This window comes from Erythrobacter sp. RANMB8 (assembly GCF_056848235.1).
Genome location: NZ_JBREHG010000001.1, coordinates 399,503 through 421,247, shown reverse-complemented (window position 1 = coordinate 421,247; position 21,745 = coordinate 399,503). Strand labels below are relative to the sequence as shown.

Annotated in this window: 29 protein-coding genes; 16 read left to right on the top strand and 13 right to left on the bottom strand. The window is 64.7% G+C overall.

Annotated features, from left to right (window positions below; genetic code table 11):
* Nucleotides 1-15: 15 nt before the first annotated feature.
* From ACU0AG_RS01890 to ACU0AG_RS01875, 4 genes are all read right to left on the bottom strand, one after another.
* Nucleotides 16-228, bottom strand: a complete 213-nt coding sequence (locus ACU0AG_RS01890) for a cold-shock protein (protein ID WP_069309421.1) — start codon at nt 226-228, stop codon at nt 16-18.
* Between the two features lie 247 nt (nt 229-475).
* Nucleotides 476-1,126, bottom strand: a complete 651-nt coding sequence (gmk, locus tag ACU0AG_RS01885; protein ID WP_482780561.1) for a guanylate kinase — start codon at nt 1,124-1,126, stop codon at nt 476-478.
* Between the two features lie 42 nt (nt 1,127-1,168).
* Nucleotides 1,169-1,588: a hypothetical protein gene (locus ACU0AG_RS01880; protein WP_482780560.1), complete on the bottom strand. Its 420-nt coding sequence runs from the start codon at nt 1,586-1,588 to the stop codon at nt 1,169-1,171.
* Between the two features lie 5 nt (nt 1,589-1,593).
* The gene (locus ACU0AG_RS01875; RefSeq protein WP_482780559.1) at nt 1,594-2,079 is read right to left on the bottom strand and encodes an SspB family protein; all 486 of its coding nucleotides are present in this window, start codon (nt 2,077-2,079) and stop codon (nt 1,594-1,596) included.
* A gap of 101 nt (nt 2,080-2,180) precedes the next feature.
* Between ACU0AG_RS01875 and hisB the strand changes: the two genes are divergently transcribed.
* The 12 genes from hisB to pal all read left to right on the top strand — a co-directional run bounded on the left by hisB (nt 2,181) and on the right by pal (nt 10,298).
* Complete coding sequence (gene hisB, locus ACU0AG_RS01870; RefSeq protein WP_482780558.1) at nt 2,181-2,789, top strand: imidazoleglycerol-phosphate dehydratase HisB; 609 nt, start codon at nt 2,181-2,183, stop codon at nt 2,787-2,789.
* Nucleotides 2,782-3,408 (top strand): imidazole glycerol phosphate synthase subunit HisH, encoded by a 627-nt coding sequence (gene hisH, locus ACU0AG_RS01865; protein WP_482780557.1) that lies wholly within the window; start codon nt 2,782-2,784, stop codon nt 3,406-3,408. The genes hisB and hisH overlap by 8 nt, the downstream gene beginning before the upstream one ends.
* The gene (gene hisA / locus ACU0AG_RS01860; protein ID WP_482780556.1) at nt 3,405-4,136 is read left to right on the top strand and encodes a 1-(5-phosphoribosyl)-5-[(5-phosphoribosylamino)methylideneamino]imidazole-4-carboxamide isomerase; all 732 of its coding nucleotides are present in this window, start codon (nt 3,405-3,407) and stop codon (nt 4,134-4,136) included. The genes hisH and hisA overlap by 4 nt, the downstream gene beginning before the upstream one ends.
* Nucleotides 4,133-4,894, top strand: a complete 762-nt coding sequence (gene hisF / locus ACU0AG_RS01855; RefSeq protein ID WP_482780555.1) for an imidazole glycerol phosphate synthase subunit HisF — start codon at nt 4,133-4,135, stop codon at nt 4,892-4,894. The genes hisA and hisF overlap by 4 nt, the downstream gene beginning before the upstream one ends.
* A 100-nt stretch (nt 4,895-4,994) precedes the next feature.
* A complete protein-coding gene (locus ACU0AG_RS01850; RefSeq protein WP_482780554.1) occupies nt 4,995-5,330 on the top strand; it encodes a phosphoribosyl-ATP diphosphatase in 336 nt (111 codons plus the stop codon).
* A 3-nt stretch (nt 5,331-5,333) separates the two neighbouring features.
* Complete coding sequence (locus tag ACU0AG_RS01845) at nt 5,334-5,714, top strand: histidine triad nucleotide-binding protein (RefSeq protein WP_482780553.1); 381 nt, start codon at nt 5,334-5,336, stop codon at nt 5,712-5,714.
* A 96-nt stretch (nt 5,715-5,810) separates the two neighbouring features.
* Entirely contained in the window at nt 5,811-6,272 is a 462-nt protein-coding gene (locus tag ACU0AG_RS01840) for a YbgC/FadM family acyl-CoA thioesterase (protein ID WP_482780552.1), read from the top strand.
* 4 nt (nt 6,273-6,276) lie between these two features.
* On the top strand, nt 6,277-6,984 hold the full coding sequence (gene tolQ / locus ACU0AG_RS01835; RefSeq protein ID WP_482780551.1) for a protein TolQ: 708 nt from the start codon (nt 6,277-6,279) through the stop codon (nt 6,982-6,984).
* Entirely contained in the window at nt 6,984-7,424 is a 441-nt protein-coding gene (locus ACU0AG_RS01830; protein ID WP_482780550.1) for an ExbD/TolR family protein, read from the top strand. Before tolQ ends, ACU0AG_RS01830 begins: the two co-directional genes overlap by 1 nt.
* A gap of 11 nt (nt 7,425-7,435) precedes the next feature.
* Nucleotides 7,436-8,299: an energy transducer TonB gene (locus ACU0AG_RS01825; RefSeq protein WP_482780549.1), complete on the top strand. Its 864-nt coding sequence runs from the start codon at nt 7,436-7,438 to the stop codon at nt 8,297-8,299.
* A gap of 1 nt (nt 8,300) precedes the next feature.
* Nucleotides 8,301-9,698, top strand: coding sequence for a Tol-Pal system beta propeller repeat protein TolB (gene tolB, locus ACU0AG_RS01820; RefSeq protein ID WP_482780548.1), 1,398 nt, complete (start codon nt 8,301-8,303; stop codon nt 9,696-9,698).
* Between the two features lie 81 nt (nt 9,699-9,779).
* Nucleotides 9,780-10,298 (top strand): peptidoglycan-associated lipoprotein Pal, encoded by a 519-nt coding sequence (gene pal, locus ACU0AG_RS01815; protein ID WP_482780547.1) that lies wholly within the window; start codon nt 9,780-9,782, stop codon nt 10,296-10,298.
* Between the two features lie 3 nt (nt 10,299-10,301).
* Here the strand turns inward: pal and ACU0AG_RS01810 are convergent, their stop codons facing one another.
* Nucleotides 10,302-10,451, bottom strand: coding sequence for a hypothetical protein (locus ACU0AG_RS01810; RefSeq protein WP_482780546.1), 150 nt, complete (start codon nt 10,449-10,451; stop codon nt 10,302-10,304).
* A 160-nt stretch (nt 10,452-10,611) separates the two neighbouring features.
* Between ACU0AG_RS01810 and ACU0AG_RS01805 the strand changes: the two genes are divergently transcribed.
* Nucleotides 10,612-11,145 carry a J domain-containing protein gene (locus ACU0AG_RS01805; RefSeq protein WP_482780545.1) on the top strand — a complete coding sequence of 178 codons (534 nt, stop codon included), beginning with the start codon at nt 10,612-10,614 and terminating at the stop codon, nt 11,143-11,145.
* Between the two features lie 7 nt (nt 11,146-11,152).
* On the opposite strand, the gene ACU0AG_RS01800 is transcribed toward ACU0AG_RS01805, so the two are convergent.
* The 7 genes from ACU0AG_RS01800 to infC form a co-directional block, all read right to left on the bottom strand.
* On the bottom strand, nt 11,153-11,899 hold the full coding sequence (locus ACU0AG_RS01800; RefSeq protein ID WP_482780544.1) for a rhomboid family intramembrane serine protease: 747 nt from the start codon (nt 11,897-11,899) through the stop codon (nt 11,153-11,155).
* A gap of 39 nt (nt 11,900-11,938) precedes the next feature.
* A complete protein-coding gene (locus tag ACU0AG_RS01795) occupies nt 11,939-12,772 on the bottom strand; it encodes an SDR family NAD(P)-dependent oxidoreductase (protein ID WP_482780543.1) in 834 nt (277 codons plus the stop codon).
* Nucleotides 12,773-12,789: 17 nt separating this feature from the next.
* The gene (locus ACU0AG_RS01790; RefSeq protein ID WP_482780542.1) at nt 12,790-14,247 is read right to left on the bottom strand and encodes an SLC13 family permease; all 1,458 of its coding nucleotides are present in this window, start codon (nt 14,245-14,247) and stop codon (nt 12,790-12,792) included.
* 89 nt (nt 14,248-14,336) lie between these two features.
* A complete protein-coding gene (locus ACU0AG_RS01785; protein WP_482780541.1) occupies nt 14,337-15,530 on the bottom strand; it encodes a DUF547 domain-containing protein in 1,194 nt (397 codons plus the stop codon).
* A 119-nt stretch (nt 15,531-15,649) separates the two neighbouring features.
* The gene (locus ACU0AG_RS01780; protein ID WP_482780540.1) at nt 15,650-16,762 is read right to left on the bottom strand and encodes a DUF547 domain-containing protein; all 1,113 of its coding nucleotides are present in this window, start codon (nt 16,760-16,762) and stop codon (nt 15,650-15,652) included.
* Nucleotides 16,763-16,845: 83 nt separating this feature from the next.
* On the bottom strand, nt 16,846-17,973 hold the full coding sequence (locus ACU0AG_RS01775; protein WP_482780539.1) for a DUF547 domain-containing protein: 1,128 nt from the start codon (nt 17,971-17,973) through the stop codon (nt 16,846-16,848).
* Between the two features lie 263 nt (nt 17,974-18,236).
* Nucleotides 18,237-18,755, bottom strand: coding sequence for a translation initiation factor IF-3 (gene infC / locus ACU0AG_RS01770; protein ID WP_482780538.1), 519 nt, complete (start codon nt 18,753-18,755; stop codon nt 18,237-18,239).
* A 281-nt stretch (nt 18,756-19,036) separates the two neighbouring features.
* On the opposite strand from infC, the gene ACU0AG_RS01765 reads away from it, so the two are divergent.
* Entirely contained in the window at nt 19,037-19,558 is a 522-nt protein-coding gene (locus ACU0AG_RS01765) for a winged helix DNA-binding protein (RefSeq protein WP_482780537.1), read from the top strand.
* 22 nt (nt 19,559-19,580) lie between these two features.
* On the opposite strand, the gene pdeM is transcribed toward ACU0AG_RS01765, so the two are convergent.
* Complete coding sequence (pdeM, locus tag ACU0AG_RS01760; RefSeq protein WP_482780536.1) at nt 19,581-20,288, bottom strand: ligase-associated DNA damage response endonuclease PdeM; 708 nt, start codon at nt 20,286-20,288, stop codon at nt 19,581-19,583.
* 115 nt (nt 20,289-20,403) lie between these two features.
* Between pdeM and hemF the strand changes: the two genes are divergently transcribed.
* Nucleotides 20,404-21,261, top strand: a complete 858-nt coding sequence (gene hemF, locus ACU0AG_RS01755) for an oxygen-dependent coproporphyrinogen oxidase (protein WP_482780535.1) — start codon at nt 20,404-20,406, stop codon at nt 21,259-21,261.
* Nucleotides 21,262-21,323: 62 nt separating this feature from the next.
* On the top strand, nt 21,324-21,713 hold the full coding sequence (locus tag ACU0AG_RS01750; RefSeq protein ID WP_482780534.1) for a hypothetical protein: 390 nt from the start codon (nt 21,324-21,326) through the stop codon (nt 21,711-21,713).
* Nucleotides 21,714-21,745: the final 32 nt, after the last annotated feature.

Sequence of the window (21,745 nt, the reverse complement as noted above, 5' to 3'; positions counted from 1 at the left end):
CCGACCGGTATTCGCTTAGTCGGCAGCCGAAAGGTTGACGGCGCTTTCCTTGCCGTTGCGGCCCTTTTCGAGCTCGTAGTTCAGGCGCTGGTCCTTATCGAGGCTGTGCATGCCGGCGGCCTGCACGGCAGTGATGTGGACGAAGCTGTCCGACGAACCATCGTCGGGCTGGATGAAGCCATAGCCCTTGTCGGTGTTGAAGAACTTTACGGTTCCGGTCTTGCTCATGCGATGTTCCTTTCAAGAACAACTGGTTGCCCGCACGCGAAATGCGCGCAGGGGTAGTGCGTTATCGTCCGATGAAAGGAAGTCGTCGTCTGGTTAACGCCGGGGCCGGTGGGCTGAACCCGTGGCAAGCGGCGGAGCGCAAATTTCGAAGTCCGTCGCAAATTTCGACGTCAGCGGCACGTGCTTAGCACAAGTCTGCCCGATTACCTAATTTCGGGCCATACACGCTGGACTGCTCTGTGCCGCCCTAAGCCATCAACCCGCGTACGAAGGGGATCAACCCGGTCTGGCGCTGGCGCTTCATCCGCTCGGCTTCGAGGATCGCGCAGACCTTGGCGAAGCACACATCGACATCATCGTTGATGATCACGTAGTCGTAGCCGTCCCAGTGGCTGATTTCTGCCCGGGCGCGCTCCATGCGGGCGGCGATGACCTCGGCGCTGTCGGTGGCACGGCCCTTCAGGCGGCGGTGCAACTCGTCGATCGAAGGTGGCAGGATGAACACCCGCACCACGTCTTGCTGGTCTTTCTGGTAAAGCTGCTGGGTGCCCTGCCAGTCGATATCGAACAGGAAATCCTGCCCTTCCTTCAGCGCTGCACGGATGATCCCCTTGGGCGTGCCGTAACGGTGGCCGAACACCTCGGCCCATTCGTAGAAATCATCCTCGTCCACCATCTGCTGGAAGCGTTCGGAGCTGACGAAGTGATAGTGCACGCCGTCCACCTCGCCGGGGCGCGGCGGGCGGGTGGTGGCCGAGACCGACAGCTTGATTTCGGCATCCTTGGCCAGCAGCATCCGCGACAGCGTGGTCTTGCCCGCGCCCGATGGCGAGGACAGGATGAACATCAGCCCGCGGCGGTGGAGATGATCGTCGGAATGGTGTGTGGAGTCGCCCATAGGCCCCGTTGCCCCAACCGGACGGCACAAATCAAGGGGCGGTCAGGATTCGCCGGTTCCGTCCTTGCGCGCCCGGCGTTTCGCTTCCAGTCGCTTGCCGCGATCATAAAAGACCTTGGCGGCGAGCCCTCCTGCCACGACGGCCAGCCCCAGAGGCGACTTGCGGGCAAGGCTGCTGGCCCCCCACAGCGCGATGCTGGTTGCGAGGCTGCGGCCGTCAACCAGACGTTCCGCCTTGGCCTCGTCATAGGATTTGATGAGCAGGCCCTTTTCCATCCGGTCACGCAGCAGACCGCCTGCGGCACGCAGCACGATGTCGGCGATCACCAGATTGGTACCGGCGACCGGGCTGGGCAGCGGCAGGCCGCCCGGACCGGTCGGTTCGGCCTTGTCGGGTGCGGCGGGAACGGGCGCCGGATCGCCGCCGCGTTTCCGCCGGATCAGCCCCTTGCCCCGCGCCATGGCGCCTATTTCTTGCGCCCGAAATCGATGGTGACGACGTTAGAGCCATCGCCATCGCCGTCGCCATCAGGCCCGTCATTTTCGGCATCCTCGTGCGCCTCGGGCTCGAGTTCCTCGACAGCAGCCTGGAATTGCAGCCCGAAATCCACTGCCGGATCAACGAATGCGGTGATTGCGGCGAAGGGGATCGTCAGCTTGGCCGGCACCTGGTTGAAGGTAAGGCTGACCGAAAAGCTGTGGGGGAGGACTTCCAGATCCCAGAACTTGTTCTGGAGCACGATGGTCATTTCATCGGGGAAGCGTTCGCGCAGGTGCGGCGGGATCGAAACCCCCGGCGCGCCGGTCTTGAAGGTGATGTAGAAATGGTGCGCGCCCGGCAACGTGCCCCCGCCGCTGACGATCGATCCGAGCACCCGGCCGACCACGGCACGCAGGGCTTCCTGCACGATCTCGTCGTAGGGGATCAGGCTGTCGGGTGTTTCGGTGCTCATGATAGCTGGTTTGGTGGCGGGACATGCGGCCTTGGTCAAGCCCCTTGCGGGTCTTTCGCGGATGACTTGTCTTGGCGGCGCAGCCGACTATAGCGCGGCCTATGCCCAATTCCCCCGCCCGCACCGGCTCGGTAGAGCGCAACACCACCGAGACCAAGATCGCCATTGCCGTCAATCTCGACGGGACGGGCGCCTATGACGTTTCGACCGGGATCGGCTTTCTCGATCACATGGTCGAACAGTTCAGCCGCCATTCGCTGATCGATGTGACGATGAAGGTGGAGGGCGATCTGCATGTCGACCAGCACCACACCACCGAGGATTCGGCGATTGCGCTGGGTCAGGCGATCAGCAACGCGCTGGGGGACAAGGCCGGGATCGGGCGTTACGGCGCGGCCTATTCGCCGATGGACGAGACGCTCTCTCGCGTCGCGCTCGACATTTCGGGGCGGCCCTATCTGGTGTGGAAGGCGAAGTTCACGCAGGAAAAGCTCGGCGAATGGGACACCGAGCTGATCGAGCACTGGTTCCACTCCGTCAGCCAGAGCGCCGGGATCACGCTCCACATGGAGCTGCTCTACGGCACCAACAACCACCACATCTGCGAAAGCCTCTACAAGGGTTTCGCCCGCGCGATGCGGCAGGCAGTCGAGCGCGACCCGAGGAAGGGCGGCGCGATCCCGAGCACCAAGGGGCAGCTCGGTGGGTGAGGTGGTCGCCCTCGTGGATTACGGCGCGGGCAACCTTCATTCTGTGCACAATGCCTTGAAGGCAGCAGGGGCGCAGGTGACTGTGACCGCTGATCCCTATGTCGTGCGCGCGGCCGACCGGATCGTGCTACCCGGCGTCGGCAGCTTCAAGGCCTGTGCCGAAGGGCTGGGCGCAATTTCGGGCATGGTCGAAGCGATGACCGAGCGCGTCCATGTGGGCGGCGCGCCGTTCCTCGGCATCTGTGTGGGGATGCAATTGCTGGCGGATCGCGGCCTTGAGCATGGCGAGACCCCCGGCCTCGGCTGGATTCCGGGCGAAGTGCGGCTGATCGCGCCTTCGGACGCGAGCATCAAGGTGCCGCACATGGGCTGGAACGATGTCGCCATGCTGCCCCATGCGCGCGATCACGCGGTGATCGATGAGGGGGAGGCCTATTTCCTCCACTCCTATCATTTCGCCGCCACCGATCCGCACCACATCGCCGCGATGACCGATCATGGCGAGGGGCTGGTCGCCGCCGTGGCGAAGGGCAATATCCTCGGCGTGCAGTTTCACCCGGAGAAAAGCCAGGCCTATGGCCTCGCCACGCTCCGGCGTTTTCTGGAGTGGTTCCCTTGATCATTTTCCCCGCCATCGACCTGAAGGGCGGCCAGGTCGTCCGCCTTGCCGAAGGCGACATGGATCGCGCCACGATCTACGGCGATGACCCCGCCGCACAGGCGCTGATCTTCGCCGAGGCCGGGGCGGAGCACCTCCATGTCGTCGATCTGGACGGCAGCTTTGCCGGCGAAAGCCGCAACCGGGAGGCGGTGGAGGCCATCGTCAAGGCCTTCCCCGGCTATGTGCAACTCGGCGGCGGCATCCGCGATGCCAAGGCAGTCGAGGGCTGGTTCAACCTCGGCGTGGCGCGGGTGGTGATGGGTTCGGCGGCGCTCAAGAACCCCGAATTCGTGCGCGAAATGGCCCGCGAATGGGAAAACGGCATCGTCGTCGCCGTGGACGCGCGCGACGGAATGGTCGCGACCGAGGGCTGGGCGGAGGTCTCCGATGTGCCCGTCACCGATCTCGCTCGCCGTTTCGAGGACGCAGGCGTCGCCAGCCTGCTGTTCACCGACATCGGCCGCGACGGCCTGCTCAAGGGCGTGAACATCGAGGCGACGGTGGACCTCGCCCGCCGCGTCGACATTCCGGTGATCGCCAGCGGCGGGGTAAAGGGGCTGGACGACATCCACATCCTCTCGCTCCATGCGCATGAGGGGATCGAGGGGGTGATCACGGGCCGCGCGCTCTACGAAGGGCGGCTCGATCTGGCAGCGGCGATTGCGATGGGCGCACGCGCCCAATGACTGTCCGCATCCGCGTCATCCCCTGTCTCGACGTGGCCGATGGCCGCGTGGTCAAGGGCGTGAACTTCGTCGACCTGAAGGACGCGGGCGATCCGGTCGAGCAGGCGCGCGCCTATGACGCCGCTGGGGCGGACGAGCTGTGCTTTCTCGACATTTCCGCCAGCCACGAAGGGCGCGGGACGCTGCTCGACATGGTGCGGCGCACGGCGGAGGTGTGCTTCATGCCGCTGACGGTCGGCGGCGGGGTGCGCAGCGCCGAGGATGCGCGCGCGCTACTGCTGGCGGGGGCGGACAAGGTGGCGGTGAACAGCGCGGCGGTGGCGCGGCCCGAACTGGTGGGCGAGATCGCGGAGCGCTTCGGCAGCCAGTGCGTGGTCGCCAGCGTCGATGCGCGCCGCACGCCGCGGGGCAACTGGGAAATTTTCACCCATGGCGGCAGGAAGCCCACCGGCATCGATGCGGTGGAGTATGCCCGCAAGGTCGCCGATCTGGGCGCTGGCGAATTGCTCGTCACCTCGATGGACGGTGACGGCACGAGAGCCGGCTACGACCTCGATCTGACACGCGAGATTGCCGACTCTGTCAGCGTCCCGGTTATCGCCAGCGGCGGGGTAGGGAGCCTCGAACACCTCGTGGAAGGGGTGACAAAGGGACATGCCAGTGCCGTGCTCGCCGCGAGCATCTTCCACTTCGGCCACCACACCATCGCCGAGGCCCATGCGGCATTGCGGGCGGCAGGTTTGCCCGCACGCGGTTGAATTATCGTCATTGCGAGCGTAGCGAGGCAATCCATGGCCAGACCCGTCCGATTGCGACGCGGCGCGGTCCATGGATTGCCGCGCGCCTGCGGCGCTCGCAATGACGAGAGAAGCCGAAGTGTCCGAAACCCTCGCCCGCCTCGAAGCGACCATCGCCCAGCGCCTCACCGCCTCGCCTGAGGAGAGCTATGTCGCGAAGCTGCACGCCAAGGGGCTCAAGACAATCGCCCAGAAGCTCGGCGAAGAAGCCACCGAAGCGGTGATCGCCGCGCTCGCCGGGGGCGAGGCCGAGTTGGTGGGCGAGGCGGCGGATGTCCTGTTCCACCTCATCGTGCTGCTCGCCGAAAAGGGCGTGGCGCTGGAACAGGTCTTCGCCGAACTCGACCGGCGCGAGGGCGTGTCCGGCCTCGCCGAAAAAGCCTCCCGCACGGAGTAACCCATGCCGATCGACCCGACCCTGCCTTACGACGACAACAATATCTTCGCGAAGATCCTGCGCGGGGAAATCCCCTCGAGGAAGGTCTACGAGGATGACTGGGCCTTCGCCTTCGAGGATATCAACCCGCAGGCCGAAGTGCACACACTGGTGATCCCCAAGGGCCGCTATGTCAGCTGGGACGATTTCAGCGCCAAGGCCTCCGATGCCGAAATCGGAGGGTTCGTGCGCGCGGTGGGCGAAGTGGCGCGGATGAAGGGGCTGGTCGAACCCGGCTACCGCCTGCTCGCCAATATCGGCCAGCACGGCGGGCAGGAGGTGCCGCACCTTCACGTGCATATCTTCGGCGGCCAGCCACTGGGACCGATGATCCTGCGCAGATAGCGAGAATTGCATCCATTCGGCGCTGATAAGGCACCGTTCATCGCAGCTTCAGCCAAGGCAGGCTTTTGACCGAATGATGTATTCGAGCCTCTCCAAATGACCTCTCCGAACCCTCCCGGCGGAATCCTCGATGGTGCGCGGCATCTTTATGCGGTGCGCGTCTATTACGAGGATACCGATCTGTCGGGGATCACCTACCACGCCAACTACCTGCGCTGGTTCGAACGCGCGCGGTCCGATCTGCTGCGCTTGCTGGGCATCGACCAGCGCGCCGCGATCGAGAGTGGCGAAGGGGCCTATGCGCTGTCGGAGGTCAACCTGAAGTATCTACGCCCGGCCAGGCTCGATGACGATGTGGTGATCGAAACCCGCTGCACCGAGCTGGGCGCGGCATCGTGCCGGATGCACCAGATTGCGCGAAGGATTGGGGCGCGCGGCGGCGAAGACCTGTGCGAGGCCAGCCTGCGCGTTGGCTTCATCACGCTCGATGGCCGCCCGCGCCGCCAGCCTGCCGCATGGCGCGCTGCTTTCCAGACATTCATGAACGAGGATAACTGACACCGTGACGCTCGCCCTGCTCAGCGCCGCTGCCGCCGCCCCCGCTCCGACCCGGCTCGATCCGGTCGAGCTCTTCCTTCAGGCCGATATCATCGTACAAGCGGTGATGATCGGGCTGATCCTTGCGAGCATCTGGGTGTGGATGATCATCGTCTCGTTCTCGATGCGGATCGGCGGGCTAACGAAGAAGTCGCGCGAGTATGAGGCGGAGTTCTGGGAACAGCGCGACCGCGAGGCGCTGCTGACCAAGGCGGTGCGCAAGGAAGTGCCCGCCGCCCGTGTCGCTGCCGCAGGGCTGGACGAATGGCGCAAGTCCACCGCCAAGCAGCCGGTGGATCGCAACGCCACCCGCGAACGGATTGGCGCGGCGATGGACAGCCAGATCGCCGAGGAAGCCGACGCGCTGGCCGGGCGGCTGAACTTCCTCGCCACGGTCGGCTCGGTTGCGCCGTTCGTGGGCCTGTTCGGCACGGTGTGGGGAATCATGAACAGCTTCTTCCAGATCGGCGCCCAGCAGAGCGCCAGCCTCGCCGTGGTCGCTCCCGGCATCGCCGAAGCGCTGTTTGCGACCGCCATCGGCCTGTTCGCGGCCATTCCGGCGGTGATCGCCTATAACCGCTTCGGCGGGGCGGTGGATCGCTACGAGGCGGGGCTCCAGCGCTTTGCCGACAAGCTCCACACCGGGCTGAGCCGCGAACTGGATCGCGCCTGATGGGCATGGGTGTTTCCTCTTCGCGCCGCCGTGGCAAGCGCGGCCGCCGCGCAGCCATGTCGGAGATCAACGTCACGCCGCTGGTCGACGTGATGCTGGTGCTGCTGATCATCTTCATGGTCACGGTGACACTGCCTGCGGTCGGTGTGCCTGTCGAACTCCCCGAAAGCCGCGCCGCGCCGGTGGAGGAGCAGCCGGACCAGATCACCATCTCGATCGACCGTGCGGGCGTGATCTATATTGAAGACGCCGCCGTGCCCGCAGGCGGGCTGCCCGCCGCACTCGAAGCGCTGGATCGCGGGGGCGAGCCGCCGCTGATCGTGCTGCGCGGTGATCGCAGCCTTGATTACGGCCGCGTGATGGCGGTGATGGGCGAGTTGGGGCGTGCGGGCTTCACTTCCATCTCGCTGGTCACCGACGGTTCAGTTTCGGCCCCATAACCGAGGACAGGATGGGAGAAACCGCGCTCCGTAACGAAGAGAAGATCGGCCTCGCCGCAGCGCTGGTGCTGCATGGCGCGCTGGTGGCCGTGCTGCTGATGCAGACGGTCCGCAGCGAGGTTTCGGTTTTCCCCGAACGGATGACGGTGAGCCTTGCGACCGAGGTGGGGCTGGAGGCGGCATCGCCCGATCCGGTTGCCGAAAGCCGCGCTTCGGTGGCGCCGACGCTTGCGCCCGAGCCTGCGCCCGCGCCCGAACCTGCTCCTGCGCCGCCCCAGCGGGCAGAACGCACGCCCGCACCACAGCCCAAGCCGCAGCCAAGTGCGGCGCCGCGTCCGACGCCGAAACCAACCTCGCCCGCGCCCGCTCGCGACCGGTCGCGGCCTGATCGCACGCCGGCGCCCACCGCCAGTTCGGCGCCCGCGCCGCGGCCCAGCAGCAGTCCGTCACCGACCCGCACCGCCGAGCGCAGCGGGGGCAGCCGCATCGGTGATGACTTCCTCGAAGGCAAAGGCTCTTCCACCTCCACCCAGGAAACCCGCGCTCCCGCTGCAAGGTTCGGATCGGCAGAGCGTGCCGCCCTGTCATCGGCGATCACCCGCCAGTTGCGTCCGCACTGGACCGCGCCTTCGGGGCTTGAGGCGGAGCTGCTCATTTCCACCGTGAGCTGGGATCTCGCTCCGGACGGGACCCTGCGCGGCACCCCGCGCTGCCGCACCGATCCGGCCAGCGTGACCGAGAGCAACCGCCCGCAGGCCGGGCTTCATTGCGAGCGGGCGATCCGCGCCGTACAGCGGGCGGCACCGTTCAATCTGCCCGAACAATTCTACGACCGCTGGAAAGCGCTCGAATGGCAATTCGACCGAAGGCTCTGACATGACCAAGACGTATCTTCTGCTCCTTACCGCCGCGCTGATTGCCGCGCCTGCCGCTGCGCAAGACCTTGGCGCGCCGGTGGGTGAGGACGCGCCGGTGCAAAGCATCGCGGTTGAAGGCGACGATGAAGGCCCGCTGCGCGGCACCGTCACCGATGAAAGCGCATGGTCCGACATCGGCATCGCCATCCCCGCCTTCGCCACCGACCGCGAACGTCCGACGCCCGCGAACGAGAACGGCACCGGCGCGCTGGGGCGCGAGATTGCCCGTGTGATCACCGCCAATCTCAGGAACAACGGGCTGTTCAAGCCGGTCGGCCCCGACAGCCTGCCCCAACCCGCTTTCGCACAGATCACCGCGCCCGCATTCGGCACGTGGAGCGGGCGCAATGCCGAAATGCTGGTGCACGGCTATGTCCGCGCACGGGACGACGGGCGGCTGGTGGTCGGCTGCTATCTCTATGACGTGGCGCTCCAGAACGAGCTGGTGCGCGAAGGCTGGGTGGTGGGCCCTGCCGACTGGCGTCGCGCGGCGCACAAGTGCTCCGACCTGATCTTCTCGCGGCTCACCGGCGAAAGCCCGTTCTTCGACAGCCGCATTGCCTACATCGCCGAAACCGGCCCCAAGGATCGCCGTGTCAAGCGGCTGGCGATCATGGACAGCGACGGTGCCAACCACCGCTTCCTGACGCTGGGCAGCGCCACCGCGCTGACCCCGCGCTATTCGCCCGACTATTCGAAGATTCTCTACCTCTCCTACGTCGACGGCAACCCGCGCATCTATGTCTATGACATCGGCACGGGCAAGCAGACGCTGGTGACCGAAAACCGCAACCCCACCATTGCCCCGCGCTGGTCGCCCGATGGCAAATACATCCTCTATTCAATGGCGGTGGCGGGCAATACCGACATCTACCGTGTCCCCGCCACGGGCGGTGCGAGCATCAAGCTGACCGATAATCCCGGCATCGATGTGGGTGGCAGCTATTCGCCCGATGGATCCAAGATCGTATTCGAAAGCGACCGTTCGGGCAGCCAGCAGTGCTACATCATGGATGCCGACGGCAAGAACCAGAAGCGCATCAGCTTCTTCGGCGGACGCTGCGCCACGCCCGAATGGAGCCCGCGCGGCGACCAGATCGCCTTCACGCGGATCGCCGGCGATTTCAACATCGCGGTGATGAACACCAGCGGCGGCGCCATGCGCGTGCTGACCCGCGGCTGGCAGGACGAGGCCCCCACCTGGGCGCCCAACGGCCGCATCATCCAGTTCTTCCGCACCGAACAGAACACCGGCCGTTCGGCCATCTGGCAGGTCGATCTGACCGGCCAGAACGAACGCCGCCTGCCCACGCCGGTCGATGCATCCGACCCGGCATGGGGCCCGATCCGTCCTTAGTTACGCCACCATATTTTCGCCCCTTTCCTCAGTAGAAACCCACAGTTTCAATCCCCCGCAAGAACAAGAAAGGAAAACGTGATGAACACCAGGCTTGCAACGATCCTGCTGCTGGCATCGGCCACCACGCTCGCCGCCTGCGCCAAGAAGGCGCCCGAGGAGCTTCCCCCGCCGCCGGTGAACACCACGCCGACCCCGCAGCCGACCCCGCAGGTGCAGCCCACCGGCCCGCAGGTCGGCTCTCAGGCGCACTTCGCCGCGGCCGTCGGTTACTCGACCACGATCTATTTCGATACCGATCGTTTCAACATCGATTCGCAGGATGCCGCCGCCTTGCAGGCACAGGCGCAGTATTTCGCGCGCTATCCGCAGATCACCTTCACCATCGAAGGCCACGCCGACGAACGCGGCACCCGCGAATACAACCTCGCGCTGGGCGAAAAGCGCGCCAATTCGGCCAAGAACTATCTCGTCGGCCTCGGCGTTGATCCGGCCCGTATTTCGGTGGTCAGCTACGGCAAGGAACGCCCCGTGGCGCTGGCTTCGAACGAAAGCGCGTGGGCGCAGAACCGCCGCGCCGCGAGCGTGATCATCAACTGACGATCAGCTGTCCAGCAGGCCGGGCGCAAGCTCGGCCTGCACCGCGATCGCCGGCGCATCATCGCCCGCCAGATCGCGCACGCTGGTAACGACGCACAGGGCGGCCAGCGCAAGCACCGAAAACAGGCTCGACAGGGTCAGTTGCTGGCTCATCACGCGGTCTTTCTAGGCTATCGGCTTTTGCGGTGCAACATTTCAGTTTGAAACTGGTTCCTGTATTCTCACCGCTTCCCTTGTTGCGCCACAGCGCCTAGATTGAGCGCCTGATGCCATCGACCAACGACATATCTCTCCGCCCCGGCGGTGCCCGGCGATGACCCGCGCAAGGCGTTCGCTCGATTGGGGTTTTCCGCGCTGGCGAGCCTATGGCTCGTCGCAGGAAGCCGCGCAGGTGCGCATCTGTGACCGCCACGGCTGCGATGAACCGGGCAATTGTCCGGCGCCCAAGGCCCCCAACAGCCGCGAGCGGTGGTATTTCTGCCAACGCCACGCGGCTGAATACAATTCCAAGTGGGATTACTTCGAAGGGCTTGAACAGGCCGAAAAGGAAGAACGCGCCAAGGCCGAACGCCGCGAGAACGCGGGCTATGCCGAGGCGGCGCATTATGGCTGGGCGGGATCGGGCGACGGTTCGCGCAGCGCCGATGAGATGCGCGCGCTGGAGGTGCTGGGGCTGGAGGCTGATGCCGACTTCAACGCCATCAAGAAGGCCTACCGCGCCCGCGCCAAGGAAGTGCATCCCGACGTGAAACCGGGCGATGCCGAGGCGGCGCGGCAGTTCCAGCTGATCCAGACCAGCTACGAAGTCCTGCGCGCTGCCGAAGAACGCCGCGAATGGCGCGGGTGACCCGCCGCTAGAACGGATCGTTATCGGCAGGCACCCAGTCGGCGCGCCCGCCACTCCACCCCCAAACCACCTTGCACAGCAGCATTCCGGCGAGAAAACCGCCGAGGTGCGATTCCCACGCAAGCCCGAAATTGCTGCCGCCCAGCAGCAGCGGGATGGCGAACAGCGCCACCAGCGGAATGTGCAGCTTGAACCATTCGACAAAGGCCTTGCCAAGCTGCGGGCTCAGCAACGGCACCGGCACCCCGTGCGGATCGGGCTGGCGCATCAGGAACCCGAGCAGTCCGAAGATCGCCCCTGAAGCGCCGAGCATCGGGACCGTGCTGGCAGGGTTGAGCGCCAGCCAGAACACCATGCCGCCAAGGCCCGAGGCGAGGAACAGCGCCATGAAAGCGGCAAAGCTGCGTAGGGAGAAGGGGCCAAGCCGCTCCATCACCGCAGGCCCCAGCGCCGCCAGCGCGGAAAGGTTGAAGATGATGTGCATCAGCCCGCCATGGGCAAACATGTGCAGCACGATCAGTTCGAACCGCCCCTCGGCCAGACGCGGCCCGGATACCGCCCAGCCGATCATGCTGCCCTGATCCCATAGGAGCCAGCCAAAGGCGATCACCATCGGCACAGCCAGCACCATGCCGGGGATGCGCCGCTGCCGTTCGATCACCCGATCGACATAGGTTTCCGGCTGGAACAGCGGTTCGGGGGGCTGTTCGGGCTCTTGGCGCTGGAGAAAGCTCATCAGGGTCTTTGCGGTCACGGCTGAGGCGGCCTGTATCGCAGAACCGGCCGCCGGTTGCTAATCCTTTGGCCCTGCAAACCCCTTCCCTTTGCTGTCGATCTGCGGGTCCGGGTTGTCGTTCCACCACGGCACGTCGGTCCACGGGCGCACATCGACCTCGTGGCTCCAGCAATTGCGCGGCTGGTGGGCGAGATGCCAGTAGGTTTCGGCCAGCGCCGCCGGATCGATGATCCCCTCGCGGCCCTTGCGCTGCTTGAACGCCTCGTAGCGGTCGCCCAGCAGCTTGCCGAGCGTATCGGGGGCATCGACTGCGCCATCAACCACCACATGCGCCACATGCACGCCTTGGGGGGCGAATTCGGCGTTGAGGGTCTGGCACAGCATCCGCCGCCCGCCCATCGCTGCCGCGTGGCTGTGCTGCCCGGCATTGCCGCGCACTGCCGCGGTGGCCGAGGTGACCAGCAGCGTGCCGTGTGCGCCGGTCTTCGCCCGCTCGACCATCGCCGGGAACAGCGCATGGGCGAGCCGGAACACGCCATAGGTGCCGAGCCGCCAGCCGAGCTCGAAAATCCGGTGCGGGGTCTGGTCCAGCGCACGGTTGCCGATCTGTGCGCCGAGGTTGTAGAGCGCGGCATGGATCGGGCCGATTTCGCGTTCGGTGCGCGCGACCAGTTCCTCGATCGCGCCGTCCTCTGCCGCGTTGAGCAGCGTTCCGCTGGCCGAGCCGCCCGCTGCCTCGATCGCTCCGACCAGCCGCGCCAGCCCCGCCTCGTCGCTGCGGCGGGCGAGCACCGCGTGGTATCCGCCCGTGGCAAAGCGCAAAGCGGCATTGCCGCCGATCCCTGCGCCTGCGCCGATCACCAGAAACACGGGCTTGCGGTTGTCGGTCATCATTGTCTCCCTTGCGCCTAGGTCAGCGCCGCGATGCCCCATACCACGCCGGTGATCAGCGCGATTCCTGCCAGATCAAGCAGGACGCCTGCCTTCACCATCGCTTCGATCCGGATGCGGCCCGTCGCCCATGCGATGGCATTCGGCCCCGTTCCGGCCGGCAACATGAAGCCCCAGCTGGCCGCCAGCGCGGCGGGCAGGGCGAGCAGCACCGGATCGGCCCCCAGCGCCACCACCAGTGCGGCCACGACAGGGATAATGCCTGTGGCGGTGGCGACGTTGCTGGCGAATTCTGTCACCACGATCACCAGCGCGACCACCGCCAGTGCGACCAGCAGCAGCGGCCATGCCTCCAGCGGCAGCAAGGCCTGCCCGATCCATTCCGCGAGGCCCGAAGCCTGCATCCCGCCTGCCAGCGCCAGCCCGCCGCCGAACATGAAGATCACGCTCCACGGCGCGCGGTCGGCCTCTTTCCACACCAGCAGCGGGCGGCCCGTGCCATCGGGCAGCAGGAACAGCGCGAGCGCCGCGATCACCGCGATGGTGCCATCGGTCCACGCGCCCTTGGGCAGCTGTGCGGCGAGGAGCGGTTGCGTCACCCACCCGATAAAGGTCAGCGTCACCAGCAGCGCGAGCCGCTTTTCGGGCGCGCTCCAGGCGCTGTGGCTGTCAATCGCCGCCCGCGCTGCGGCCAGATCGAAGGGATGTGCCGCCACCCGCTGCACCCGCGCCACGATCCATGCGGCCAGCGGCACCGAGAGCAGCACCAGCGGCACTCCGTAGAGCGACCACTGCGCAAACGTGATCCGCACGCCGGCGATCTCGTCGAGCAGGCCGACCGCAATCGCGTTGGTCGGCGATCCGACGATCGTGCCCAGCCCGCCGATGCTGGCGGCAAAGGCGATCCCCATGGGCAGCGCGCCGTAAATGCCTTCTTGTTGGCCTACCGCTTCGCTGCTTGAGGGCGGGGCGTGTTGCCCTACCGCTTCGCTGCTTGAGGGCGTTCCGCCTTCGAGGACGGCGAGCGCCATCGGCATCATGATCAGCGCGGTCGAGGTGTTCGAGATGAACATCGAGAGCAGCGCGGCGGAGATCATGAAGGCCAGCAGCAAGCGCGCCGGGCCGCCCTTTGCTCCCACCACCCGCAGGATCGCAAGGCTCAGCCGCCGGTGCAGCCCGGTGCGCTCGATCGCCAGCGCGATGAACGCGCCGCCCAGCAGCAGGAACAGGATCGGGGAGTAATAGGTCGCCGCCGTCGCCTCGGCGCTGGCCACGCCTGCCAGCGGCAGCACAACGAACGGCAGCATCGCAGTGACCGCCAGCGGCACAGCCTCGGTCATCCACCAGGCCGCCATCCACACCACCAGACCCGCCACCAGCCATGCCCCGGCCGGCATCCCGGCGGGCGGCGAAACCAGCGCGGCCAGCGCAAAGGCCAGCGGGCCGAGAGCGAGGCCGATCCGGCGTGCGGTCATGCTTGGCTTTGTCCCTTGCCCATGGGCCAAGGGCCTATCAGCAAGCCGCCGCCAGCGGCAAGCCCCATGGCCTTATCCGGTCTGCCGCCCTATTCGACCGCGTTCTTGTTCGGCGGATCGCCGGGCATATCGATATTGGAGAAATATACCCGCGCAGTCGGCTGATCGTTGCGCTGCATCCGGCGCAGCTTGGTGTTCCGCTCCTTGAGCACATTGCACGCCGCCGGTCCGATGAGTTGGGCACACTCTTCGCCCAGCGGATCATCCATCGCGCCCGGCAGGCTGCCGCCGAACATGTAATTGATCGGGCGCGTGCCCCCATGCAGGTCCGCGATGTCGGCCTCGCGGATCGTCGCCCGGGTTACGCTCGTCTTCGCCAGTGCCGCTTCGACCGGCTCCTCGGCATATTTCGCCAGATGGGTGCGCACATCCTTCTCGAAATCGGGGAAGTAGAATGGTGCGACCTCGCCATAAAGGCGCGAAACGTGAAGCGTCTGGCCCATTTTCTGGGTGCTGCGCAGCGAATTGACATAGTCTGCTGCGGCAACATCGAGCAGCGAACTGACATTGGCGCCCGTGAAGGCGTCGCGCTGCAAGGCGGGCCCGCCGATCTCGCCGCGCCAGAAGCCGTAGATGACCTTGGGATCCTTCCAGTGGCGATAGACGATGTTCTCGCGGATATCGCGCAGCGAAACCGGCACCCCGCGCAAAGTGATGAACCGCGCTTCGTCCAGCGGCTCGCCGCCGACCATGATGTCGCGCGGTTCGCGCACCGGCCAGCTCCGCGCGATCTGTTCGAGCAGCGCGACATTGTGGAGGTTCAGCCAGAAGGCAAGCTGTTCGTTGCGCGGCAGGGCCGAAATGTCGAGCTGTTCGGTAACGCTCTCCAGATCCTGGCGATATTCGGTGAAGCTGTCGATCACCTTCTGGTCGAAGAAGCGGAACAGCACCATCGAACCTTCCATCCGGTAACGCGATTGCGGCCCCTGTTTCAGCCGCGTCCCTGCGATCGGCGCAGGCCATGACGAGCCCTTGCGTTCGGACGGCCCCATCGCGAGGACGAATTGCTTGAGCGCGAAGTCCCAGATTTCGTAATCGATGGTGTGGCGGATCGGATCGCTGGTCGGCGTGAAGATTGCCAGCCGTGCATCGGAAGGTGACGCCTTGGCATCAGCCGATGGCAGGCCGGGGACGAAATGGCGTTGCGGTTCTCCGGCCTTTCCGTGCGCATCGGGCGTTGTGGCTGCGGCGATCTGAGGAACGGCCAGGAACGTTCCGGCCATAAGTGCAACAACGGTTCTCGGCAGCATGCCATCTCTCCCACCAGAAAGTTCAGCCCGTCCAAAAGGCAAGCTATCTCAATCTGATAAACCTGCGATGAATGCAACTTCACGAAGATTTGCTATTCCACTACCCCCTTGTCCGGCGGGTCTCCGGGCAAAGTGATATTGCTGAAGGTGATGGTATAGGTCGGGATCTTCTCGCGGCGCATATATTCGAATTTGCGAGCCCGCTCGGCCAGCATTCGCGCCACACCGGCATCGAGGCGCCCGGATGCGAAGAAGGGGTTCGAGCGTGCCCCACCGGAAAGATCGGCGATATCATATTCGTAAATGGTCGCTTTGATCAGCGAGGTTTCCGCGAGCGCCTTGATCATTGTTCCATCGACATAGCGGGCCAGATGATCGCGCAGATCAGGGCCGAAATCGGGGAAATAGAAGGGCGAAGCCTCGGTATAGAACCGCGAAACATGCATCGTGTCGCCGCGCTTTTCGGTGCCACGCCGCGAATTGACGAATTCGCGGGCGGACATTTCGAGCTGGCCGGCGATGTCGCGCCCGTCAAATGCGGTCCGTTGGATGGCAGGGCCGCCGATCTCGCCGCGCCAGAAGCCATAGATCACCACCGGGTTCTTCCAGTTGGCATAGACGATCCGCTCGCGGATATCGCGCGGCGACAGGGCCATGCCCTGCACGGTGATGAAGCGCGCATCTTCCAGCGGAGCGCCGTCGATCAGAATGTCGCGCGGCTGGCGAATGGGCCAGCTTTCGCCGATCTTTTCGACCATCGCGACATTGTGGAGGTTGATCCAGAACGCGAGTTGTTCGTTGCGCGGCAGGACCTGTATGTCGATCGTATCGGCCACCGCCTGAAGCTCGCGGCGGTAGCGGGCGATATTGGCCATCACCTCGCGGTCGATCATGCTGAAACCGATCATCGAACCGTCAAGCCGGTAGAACGAGTTGGGGCCCAGCTTGATCCGGGTTCCGGGCGGAGCGGCGACGCCGAGGGGAACCTTGCGCAGCGGCGGGCCCATCGACACGACAAAGGCAGCCAGAGCTTCGGTCCAGACCGCGTAATCCAGCCGGTGATCGCGTCCGTCGGGACGGGGGGCAAATGCGGCAAAACTATCCGCTTCGGCCGCTGCCGGGCCGGGCGCGGCAGGGTTTGTCGCATACGCCGGTGCAGCCAGAAAACTTCCCGCTGCCAGCAAGATCGCCGTTTCGCGCAACATCGCATCCCTTCCGGTCAGACGTGTGAACCTTAACCGGAAGGGTGTTTTACTTCAAACGGATAAGCCGATCCTGTGCGAGGATCCTATTCAACCTCGTCCTTTTCCTTGTCCGCCGGATCATCGGGCAGGGCGATGTTGCTGAAGGTCACCGTGCCGGTGCGGCCCTGACGGATGATCTCCTGGAACTTGGTCTCGCGCTCCTTGAGCAGGGCCGCCATGCTCTGCGGGATGCGGAAACTGGTGGCGACCCCGTTCGAGGTGATGTTCGAATAGGTCGGCTCGCGCACGCCGCCTTCGAGATCGGCAATGTCGTGCTCGACGATCGCCGGTTCGGCTCCGCTGGTCTTGGACAGCAGCGCAGAGGTCGCCTCGTCCGCATAGCGGGCGAGGTGGTTGCGCAGATCATTCTCGAAATCGGGGAAGAAGAACGGGGCTGCTTCGCGATAGATTTCCGAGACTTGCAGACGGCCGCCGAGTTCCTGCGTGCCGCGCAGCGAGTTGACGAAATCGGCCGCGCCGCGTTGCAGCAGGCGTCCGACATTATCGGCATTGAACGCCTCGCGCTGGAGCGAGGGGCCGCCGATCTCGCCGCGCCAGAAGCCGTAGATCACCGCCGGATCCTTCCAGTGGCGATAGACGATCTTCTCGCGGATATCGCGCGGGGACAGCTTGATGCCTTCGACGGTGATGAACCGGGCTTCATCAAGCGGGACGCCGCCCACCATGATCTCGCGCGGCTGGCGGATCGGCCATGCATTGGCGATCTGTTCGACCATCGCGACATTGTGGAGGTTGATCCAGTAAGCCAGCTGTTCGTTGCGGGAAAGCGACTGGATATCAACGAGATCGGCGGTGTTCTCCAGATCCTTGCGATACTCGGTGAAGCTGGCGATCACATCGGCATCGAGGAAGCTGAACATCACCCGCGTGCCTTCCAGCCGGTAACGCGAGACATGGCCGTATTGCCGCCTTGTGCCAAAGCTGGGATCGGGCCGCGGGGCGCTTTCGCGCAGGCTCGGGCCCATGGAAATGACGATGTTCTTCATCGCTTCATCCCAGATCGAATAGTCGATCCCGTCATTGGTCGGGTTCTGTGACGGGGCAAACCGTGCCACTTCGGCCTCGCCCAGCGGGGTCTGGGCGAGGGCCGGGGCGGCCAGCAGGGCGGCTGCGGCAAGCAGGGCGGAGCGGAGCGGGGGCAGGAACGGCATGGCGATAATGTTTCCCGTGAAACATGCCCCCGAAGGGGCCTGAAAGGGGGCTAAGCTGGGTCTAAACGGGTCTGGACAGGGTCTGGCGAGCTTTTCACCATCCTGATTTCAATAGCATGAACCCTGCCAACGATGTTGCCCGCAATCGGTTTCCGTCAGCACTTTGTCGAGCATCCATGCCGCTCGTCGGAAGCCCGAAACGAAAAAGGGCGAGCCCTGCGGCCCGCCCTTCATGCTGACTCATTGCCGGATGGCGCGCACCCTTACTTGGGCGCGAGCACCATCAGCATCTGGCGGCCTTCCAGCCGCGGGAAGGCTTCGACCTTGGCATATTCGGCCACGTCGTCCTGCACCTGCTTCAGCAGATCCATGCCGAGGTGCTGGTGCGCCATTTCGCGCCCGCGGAAGCGCAGGGTGATTTTCACCTTGTCGCCATTCTCGATGAACTTGTGCACGTTGCGCATCTTCACATCATAATCATGCGTGTCGATGTTCGGACGCATCTTCACTTCCTTGATGTCCTGCGTCTTCTGCGTCTTGCGCGCGAGGTTCGCTTTTTTCTGCGCCTCGTAACGATACTTGCCGACATCGAGGAACTTGCACACCGGCGGGTCCGCGTTGGGGGACACCTCGACGAGGTTCAGGCCCTTTTCATTGGCCTGCTCGATCGCTTCGCGGGTGTACATCACGCCAAGGTTTTCGCCTTCGTCATCAATGACGCGAACCTTGGGGACATTGATCATCTGATCAAAACGAGGGCCACTTTTTACGGGCGGGGCCAACGAGCGCCGGGGCGGACGTGATATGGGGTGTTCTCCTGTGGTAGCTGCTTGCTGCGCGCTCTTTATGCCAAAGCGCGAGTGAAGGCTAGATGGAGTCTCGGTGCCGCTGAACTGTGGCCGCGATCCGCGATGATGGGCCGTTTCCAACCGGAATGGATCAAATTTGTCCCGCGAATCGAAAGAAGAAGCAAAAACTCCATTGTCAATTCCGTATTGTTTGTGATTAACATGAATTTACATGATGATTGATTGCGGGGTGGGGGATGTTGCGACTTCAAGCGATGGTGGTCGAAATGTCCGATGTGAATAAAGTTGCTGAGTGGGTTCAGGATGAATTTGAATCTGCCGAAAATAGCAGATTCGCAGATAGTTTGATAAAAACATCAGGCGATTTTTCTTCGGAACCAACAAATGATAATTCGCCGCTTGATTTCTCGGAATGGAAAAAGTTCAGCCGAATCGTCAAGGATGCGGCAAGACTGGCAGAGCTTGCGTCGGCGGAGGCCGGCAGGGCAAGAAAATGGGAGCGTATTGTCGGTTGCGAATTTGTCCGCCAGCCTGCCTGGCACATGCTGTTGGAGCTGTTTCAAAACTTCTACAAAGGCGTGCCCGCATCGACGAAATCGCTTCAACTTGTTTCAGGGTGCCCAGAAACAACTTCACTACGAATTCTTGAGCGGCTCGAAGCTGCGGGTCTTGTCGAGCGTAAAGGGTGCGAGGCCGACAAGCGGCGAACGCTCGTCCGGTTGACCTGCAGGGGTGTGCTGCAAGTCGGGTCTGCCCTCGAAACGCTGGGCGCCTGAGGCAGTATGGGCGGCAGGTGTTCTACGCTGCCGCCTGCCACAGCGGAAAGCGGGCGATGCGCCCTTTGGCAGGCATCAGCGCCTCGATCCGCCGGGCCGGAGCAAGCGCGGCGAGGATTTCCGGAGCGCCCGCGTCCATCCCGCCCGTGAGCGTGCCGAAAGCAGGCAGGATCATGCGCTCGGCCCCGCCGGCACTGCGCCCCAGCACGGCGCAGGGGCGGGCGATGTGGCGGTTGCGAACATTGACGCGCAGCTTGGGGTGATAGTGGCCCGACAGCTCGGGCGCGGTCTCTCCGGCGCGGGCCTCGTGGCGCAGGATTACACCGCCGACTTCCAGTTCGGGCACGATCGTCCCGCCGAAGCCCTTGGGCAGTTCCTCGTCATGGTTGCCGGTGATCCACACCCAGTCGAGCGACCGCGTGAGCGCCTCGAGCATCCCGGTGCAATGGGCATCCAGCCGCAAGGCGCCCGCATCGTCGTGGAAATTGTCGCCCAGCGTGATCACCCGCCGCGCGCCCGTCTGCCGCACGGCATCGGCCAGCCGCTCCAGCGTGTCGCGGCTGTCATAGGGCGGGAGCATCTGGCCGCGTGCGGCAAACCAGCTCGCCTTTTCCAGATGCAGGTCGGCCACCAGCAGCGCCCGTTCCGCCGGCCAGTAAAGCGCACGCCCTGTGCCCAGCAGCAGCTCGTGTCCGGCGAAGGGGAAGGGGGCGAACATAGCGGGAACCATCTGCGCCGCTCTGCCTGCAAAGACCGGGCTTTGCAACCGTGCCTGCGGGCAAAAGTCTGGCTTGTGCGACGCGCTGGCTCGCCTATGGTGCGGTTTGAATGACGGACGGGGATGTATGACGGACTGGACACCTTACACGGCGCAGGCGCGCACGTGGTTTGAAGACTTGCGCGACCGGATCTGCGCCGAATTCGAGAGCATCGAGCGCGAGGCCGGTTCTGACGCTGCCTTCCGCTACACCCCCTGGCAGCGCGAGGAAGAAGGCAATCCCGATCCCGGCGGCGGGGTGCAGGGGTTGATGAAGGGCAAGGTGTTCGAAAAGGTCGGGGTCAACGTCTCGACCGTGCGCGGCAGCTTTGCCAAGGAGTTTGCGGGTTCGATCAACGGCGCGAGCGCCGAAAACCCCGGCTTTGTCGCCACCGGCATCAGCCTTGTGGCGCACATGAGCAACCCGCACGTGCCAGCGGTGCACATGAACACCCGCTTCCTGACGACGACCAAGGCGTGGTTCGGCGGCGGCGCGGACCTCAATCCGCCGATCCCCTATGCCGAGGACACGGTCGAATTCCACGCCGCGATGCAGGCCGCCTGCGATCCGCACGGGGCCGATTATTACGAACGCTATGCCAAGTGGGCGGAGGATTATTTCTACATCCCGCACCGGCAGGTCCACCGCGGGGTGGGCGGGATTTTCTGCGACCATCTGGAATGCGCCGATGATGCAGGCTGGCAGGCCAATTTCGCCTTCATCAGGGATATCGGCGAGCAGTTCCTCGATGTCTTCCCGCGCATCGTGCGCCGCCGGATGAACACCCCCTTCGACGCCGCCGACGAGGCGCAGATGTTCGAATACCGGGGCCGCTATGCCGAGTTCAACCTCGTCTATGACCGCGGCACGATCTTCGGGCTGAAGACCGGCGGCAATATCGACGCCATTCTGATGAGCCTGCCGCCCAGAGCCACGTGGTCATAACGCGCGGCGTTGTCGCAAACGCGTCCGCACTTACCCCAACCACCTTGCCGGAGTATCCCGCAATGCTGTTTCGCTCATTTCTCGCGGTGGCTCCGGCTTTCGCTCTGATCCTTGCTCCGGCGGGGCTTGCCGCGCAGGAACCGGCCAAGCGCGCGCCGGCCGAAGCGCCGTACCAGACCAAGCTCGAATGCGCGGTGATCAACGCCTTCATGTCCGGGTTTCTCGGGGACGAGACCGAGGAGGGGAAGCTTGCCGCCGCCAAGGGGGAAGAGTGGATCAATGCTGCGCTGGCCGAAAAGCCGGATGACCAGATGAAGGTCGCCACCGATTTCGAGGCCGTGGCCAACCGGATCCAGGCCGAAATCGAAGGCATCATGGAAAAGGAAGACGGAGAGGGCTTCTTTGCGCTGGTCGAACGCTACGCCGGTGCCTGCGAGCCGTTCGGCGGATGAGGCATCCGTCTGCGGGGGCTGCAAAAACCTTG

Bases quoted from the DNA above. Each gene is read 5' to 3' on its own strand.
- ACU0AG_RS01840 (WP_482780552.1), top strand. From the start codon at position 5,811: ATGACCTCTCCGAACCCTCCCGGCGGAATCCTCGATGGTGCGCGGCAT.
- ACU0AG_RS01850 (WP_482780554.1), top strand. From the start codon at position 4,995: ATGACGAGAGAAGCCGAAGTGTCCGAAACCCTCGCCCGCCTCGAAGCG.
- ACU0AG_RS01785 (WP_482780541.1), bottom strand. From the start codon at position 15,530: ATGGCCGGAACGTTCCTGGCCGTTCCTCAGATCGCCGCAGCCACAACG.
- gmk (WP_482780561.1), bottom strand. From the start codon at position 1,126: ATGGGCGACTCCACACACCATTCCGACGATCATCTCCACCGCCGCGGG.
- ACU0AG_RS01750 (WP_482780534.1), top strand. From the start codon at position 21,324: ATGCTGTTTCGCTCATTTCTCGCGGTGGCTCCGGCTTTCGCTCTGATC.
- ACU0AG_RS01825 (WP_482780549.1), top strand. From the start codon at position 7,436: ATGGGAGAAACCGCGCTCCGTAACGAAGAGAAGATCGGCCTCGCCGCA.
- ACU0AG_RS01880 (WP_482780560.1), bottom strand. From the start codon at position 1,588: ATGGCGCGGGGCAAGGGGCTGATCCGGCGGAAACGCGGCGGCGATCCG.
- ACU0AG_RS01845 (WP_482780553.1), top strand. From the start codon at position 5,334: ATGCCGATCGACCCGACCCTGCCTTACGACGACAACAATATCTTCGCG.
- ACU0AG_RS01830 (WP_482780550.1), top strand. From the start codon at position 6,984: ATGGGCATGGGTGTTTCCTCTTCGCGCCGCCGTGGCAAGCGCGGCCGC.
- hemF (WP_482780535.1), top strand. From the start codon at position 20,404: ATGACGGACTGGACACCTTACACGGCGCAGGCGCGCACGTGGTTTGAA.
- hisB (WP_482780558.1), top strand. From the start codon at position 2,181: ATGCCCAATTCCCCCGCCCGCACCGGCTCGGTAGAGCGCAACACCACC.
- hisF (WP_482780555.1), top strand. From the start codon at position 4,133: ATGACTGTCCGCATCCGCGTCATCCCCTGTCTCGACGTGGCCGATGGC.
- ACU0AG_RS01775 (WP_482780539.1), bottom strand. From the start codon at position 17,973: ATGCCGTTCCTGCCCCCGCTCCGCTCCGCCCTGCTTGCCGCAGCCGCC.
- pal (WP_482780547.1), top strand. From the start codon at position 9,780: ATGAACACCAGGCTTGCAACGATCCTGCTGCTGGCATCGGCCACCACG.
- ACU0AG_RS01790 (WP_482780542.1), bottom strand. From the start codon at position 14,247: ATGACCGCACGCCGGATCGGCCTCGCTCTCGGCCCGCTGGCCTTTGCG.
- tolB (WP_482780548.1), top strand. From the start codon at position 8,301: ATGACCAAGACGTATCTTCTGCTCCTTACCGCCGCGCTGATTGCCGCG.
- ACU0AG_RS01810 (WP_482780546.1), bottom strand. From the start codon at position 10,451: ATGAGCCAGCAACTGACCCTGTCGAGCCTGTTTTCGGTGCTTGCGCTG.
- ACU0AG_RS01890 (WP_069309421.1), bottom strand. From the start codon at position 228: ATGAGCAAGACCGGAACCGTAAAGTTCTTCAACACCGACAAGGGCTAT.
- ACU0AG_RS01765 (WP_482780537.1), top strand. From the start codon at position 19,037: ATGGTGGTCGAAATGTCCGATGTGAATAAAGTTGCTGAGTGGGTTCAG.
- ACU0AG_RS01875 (WP_482780559.1), bottom strand. From the start codon at position 2,079: ATGAGCACCGAAACACCCGACAGCCTGATCCCCTACGACGAGATCGTG.
- ACU0AG_RS01805 (WP_482780545.1), top strand. From the start codon at position 10,612: ATGACCCGCGCAAGGCGTTCGCTCGATTGGGGTTTTCCGCGCTGGCGA.
- ACU0AG_RS01795 (WP_482780543.1), bottom strand. From the start codon at position 12,772: ATGACCGACAACCGCAAGCCCGTGTTTCTGGTGATCGGCGCAGGCGCA.
- ACU0AG_RS01780 (WP_482780540.1), bottom strand. From the start codon at position 16,762: ATGTTGCGCGAAACGGCGATCTTGCTGGCAGCGGGAAGTTTTCTGGCT.
- pdeM (WP_482780536.1), bottom strand. From the start codon at position 20,288: ATGGTTCCCGCTATGTTCGCCCCCTTCCCCTTCGCCGGACACGAGCTG.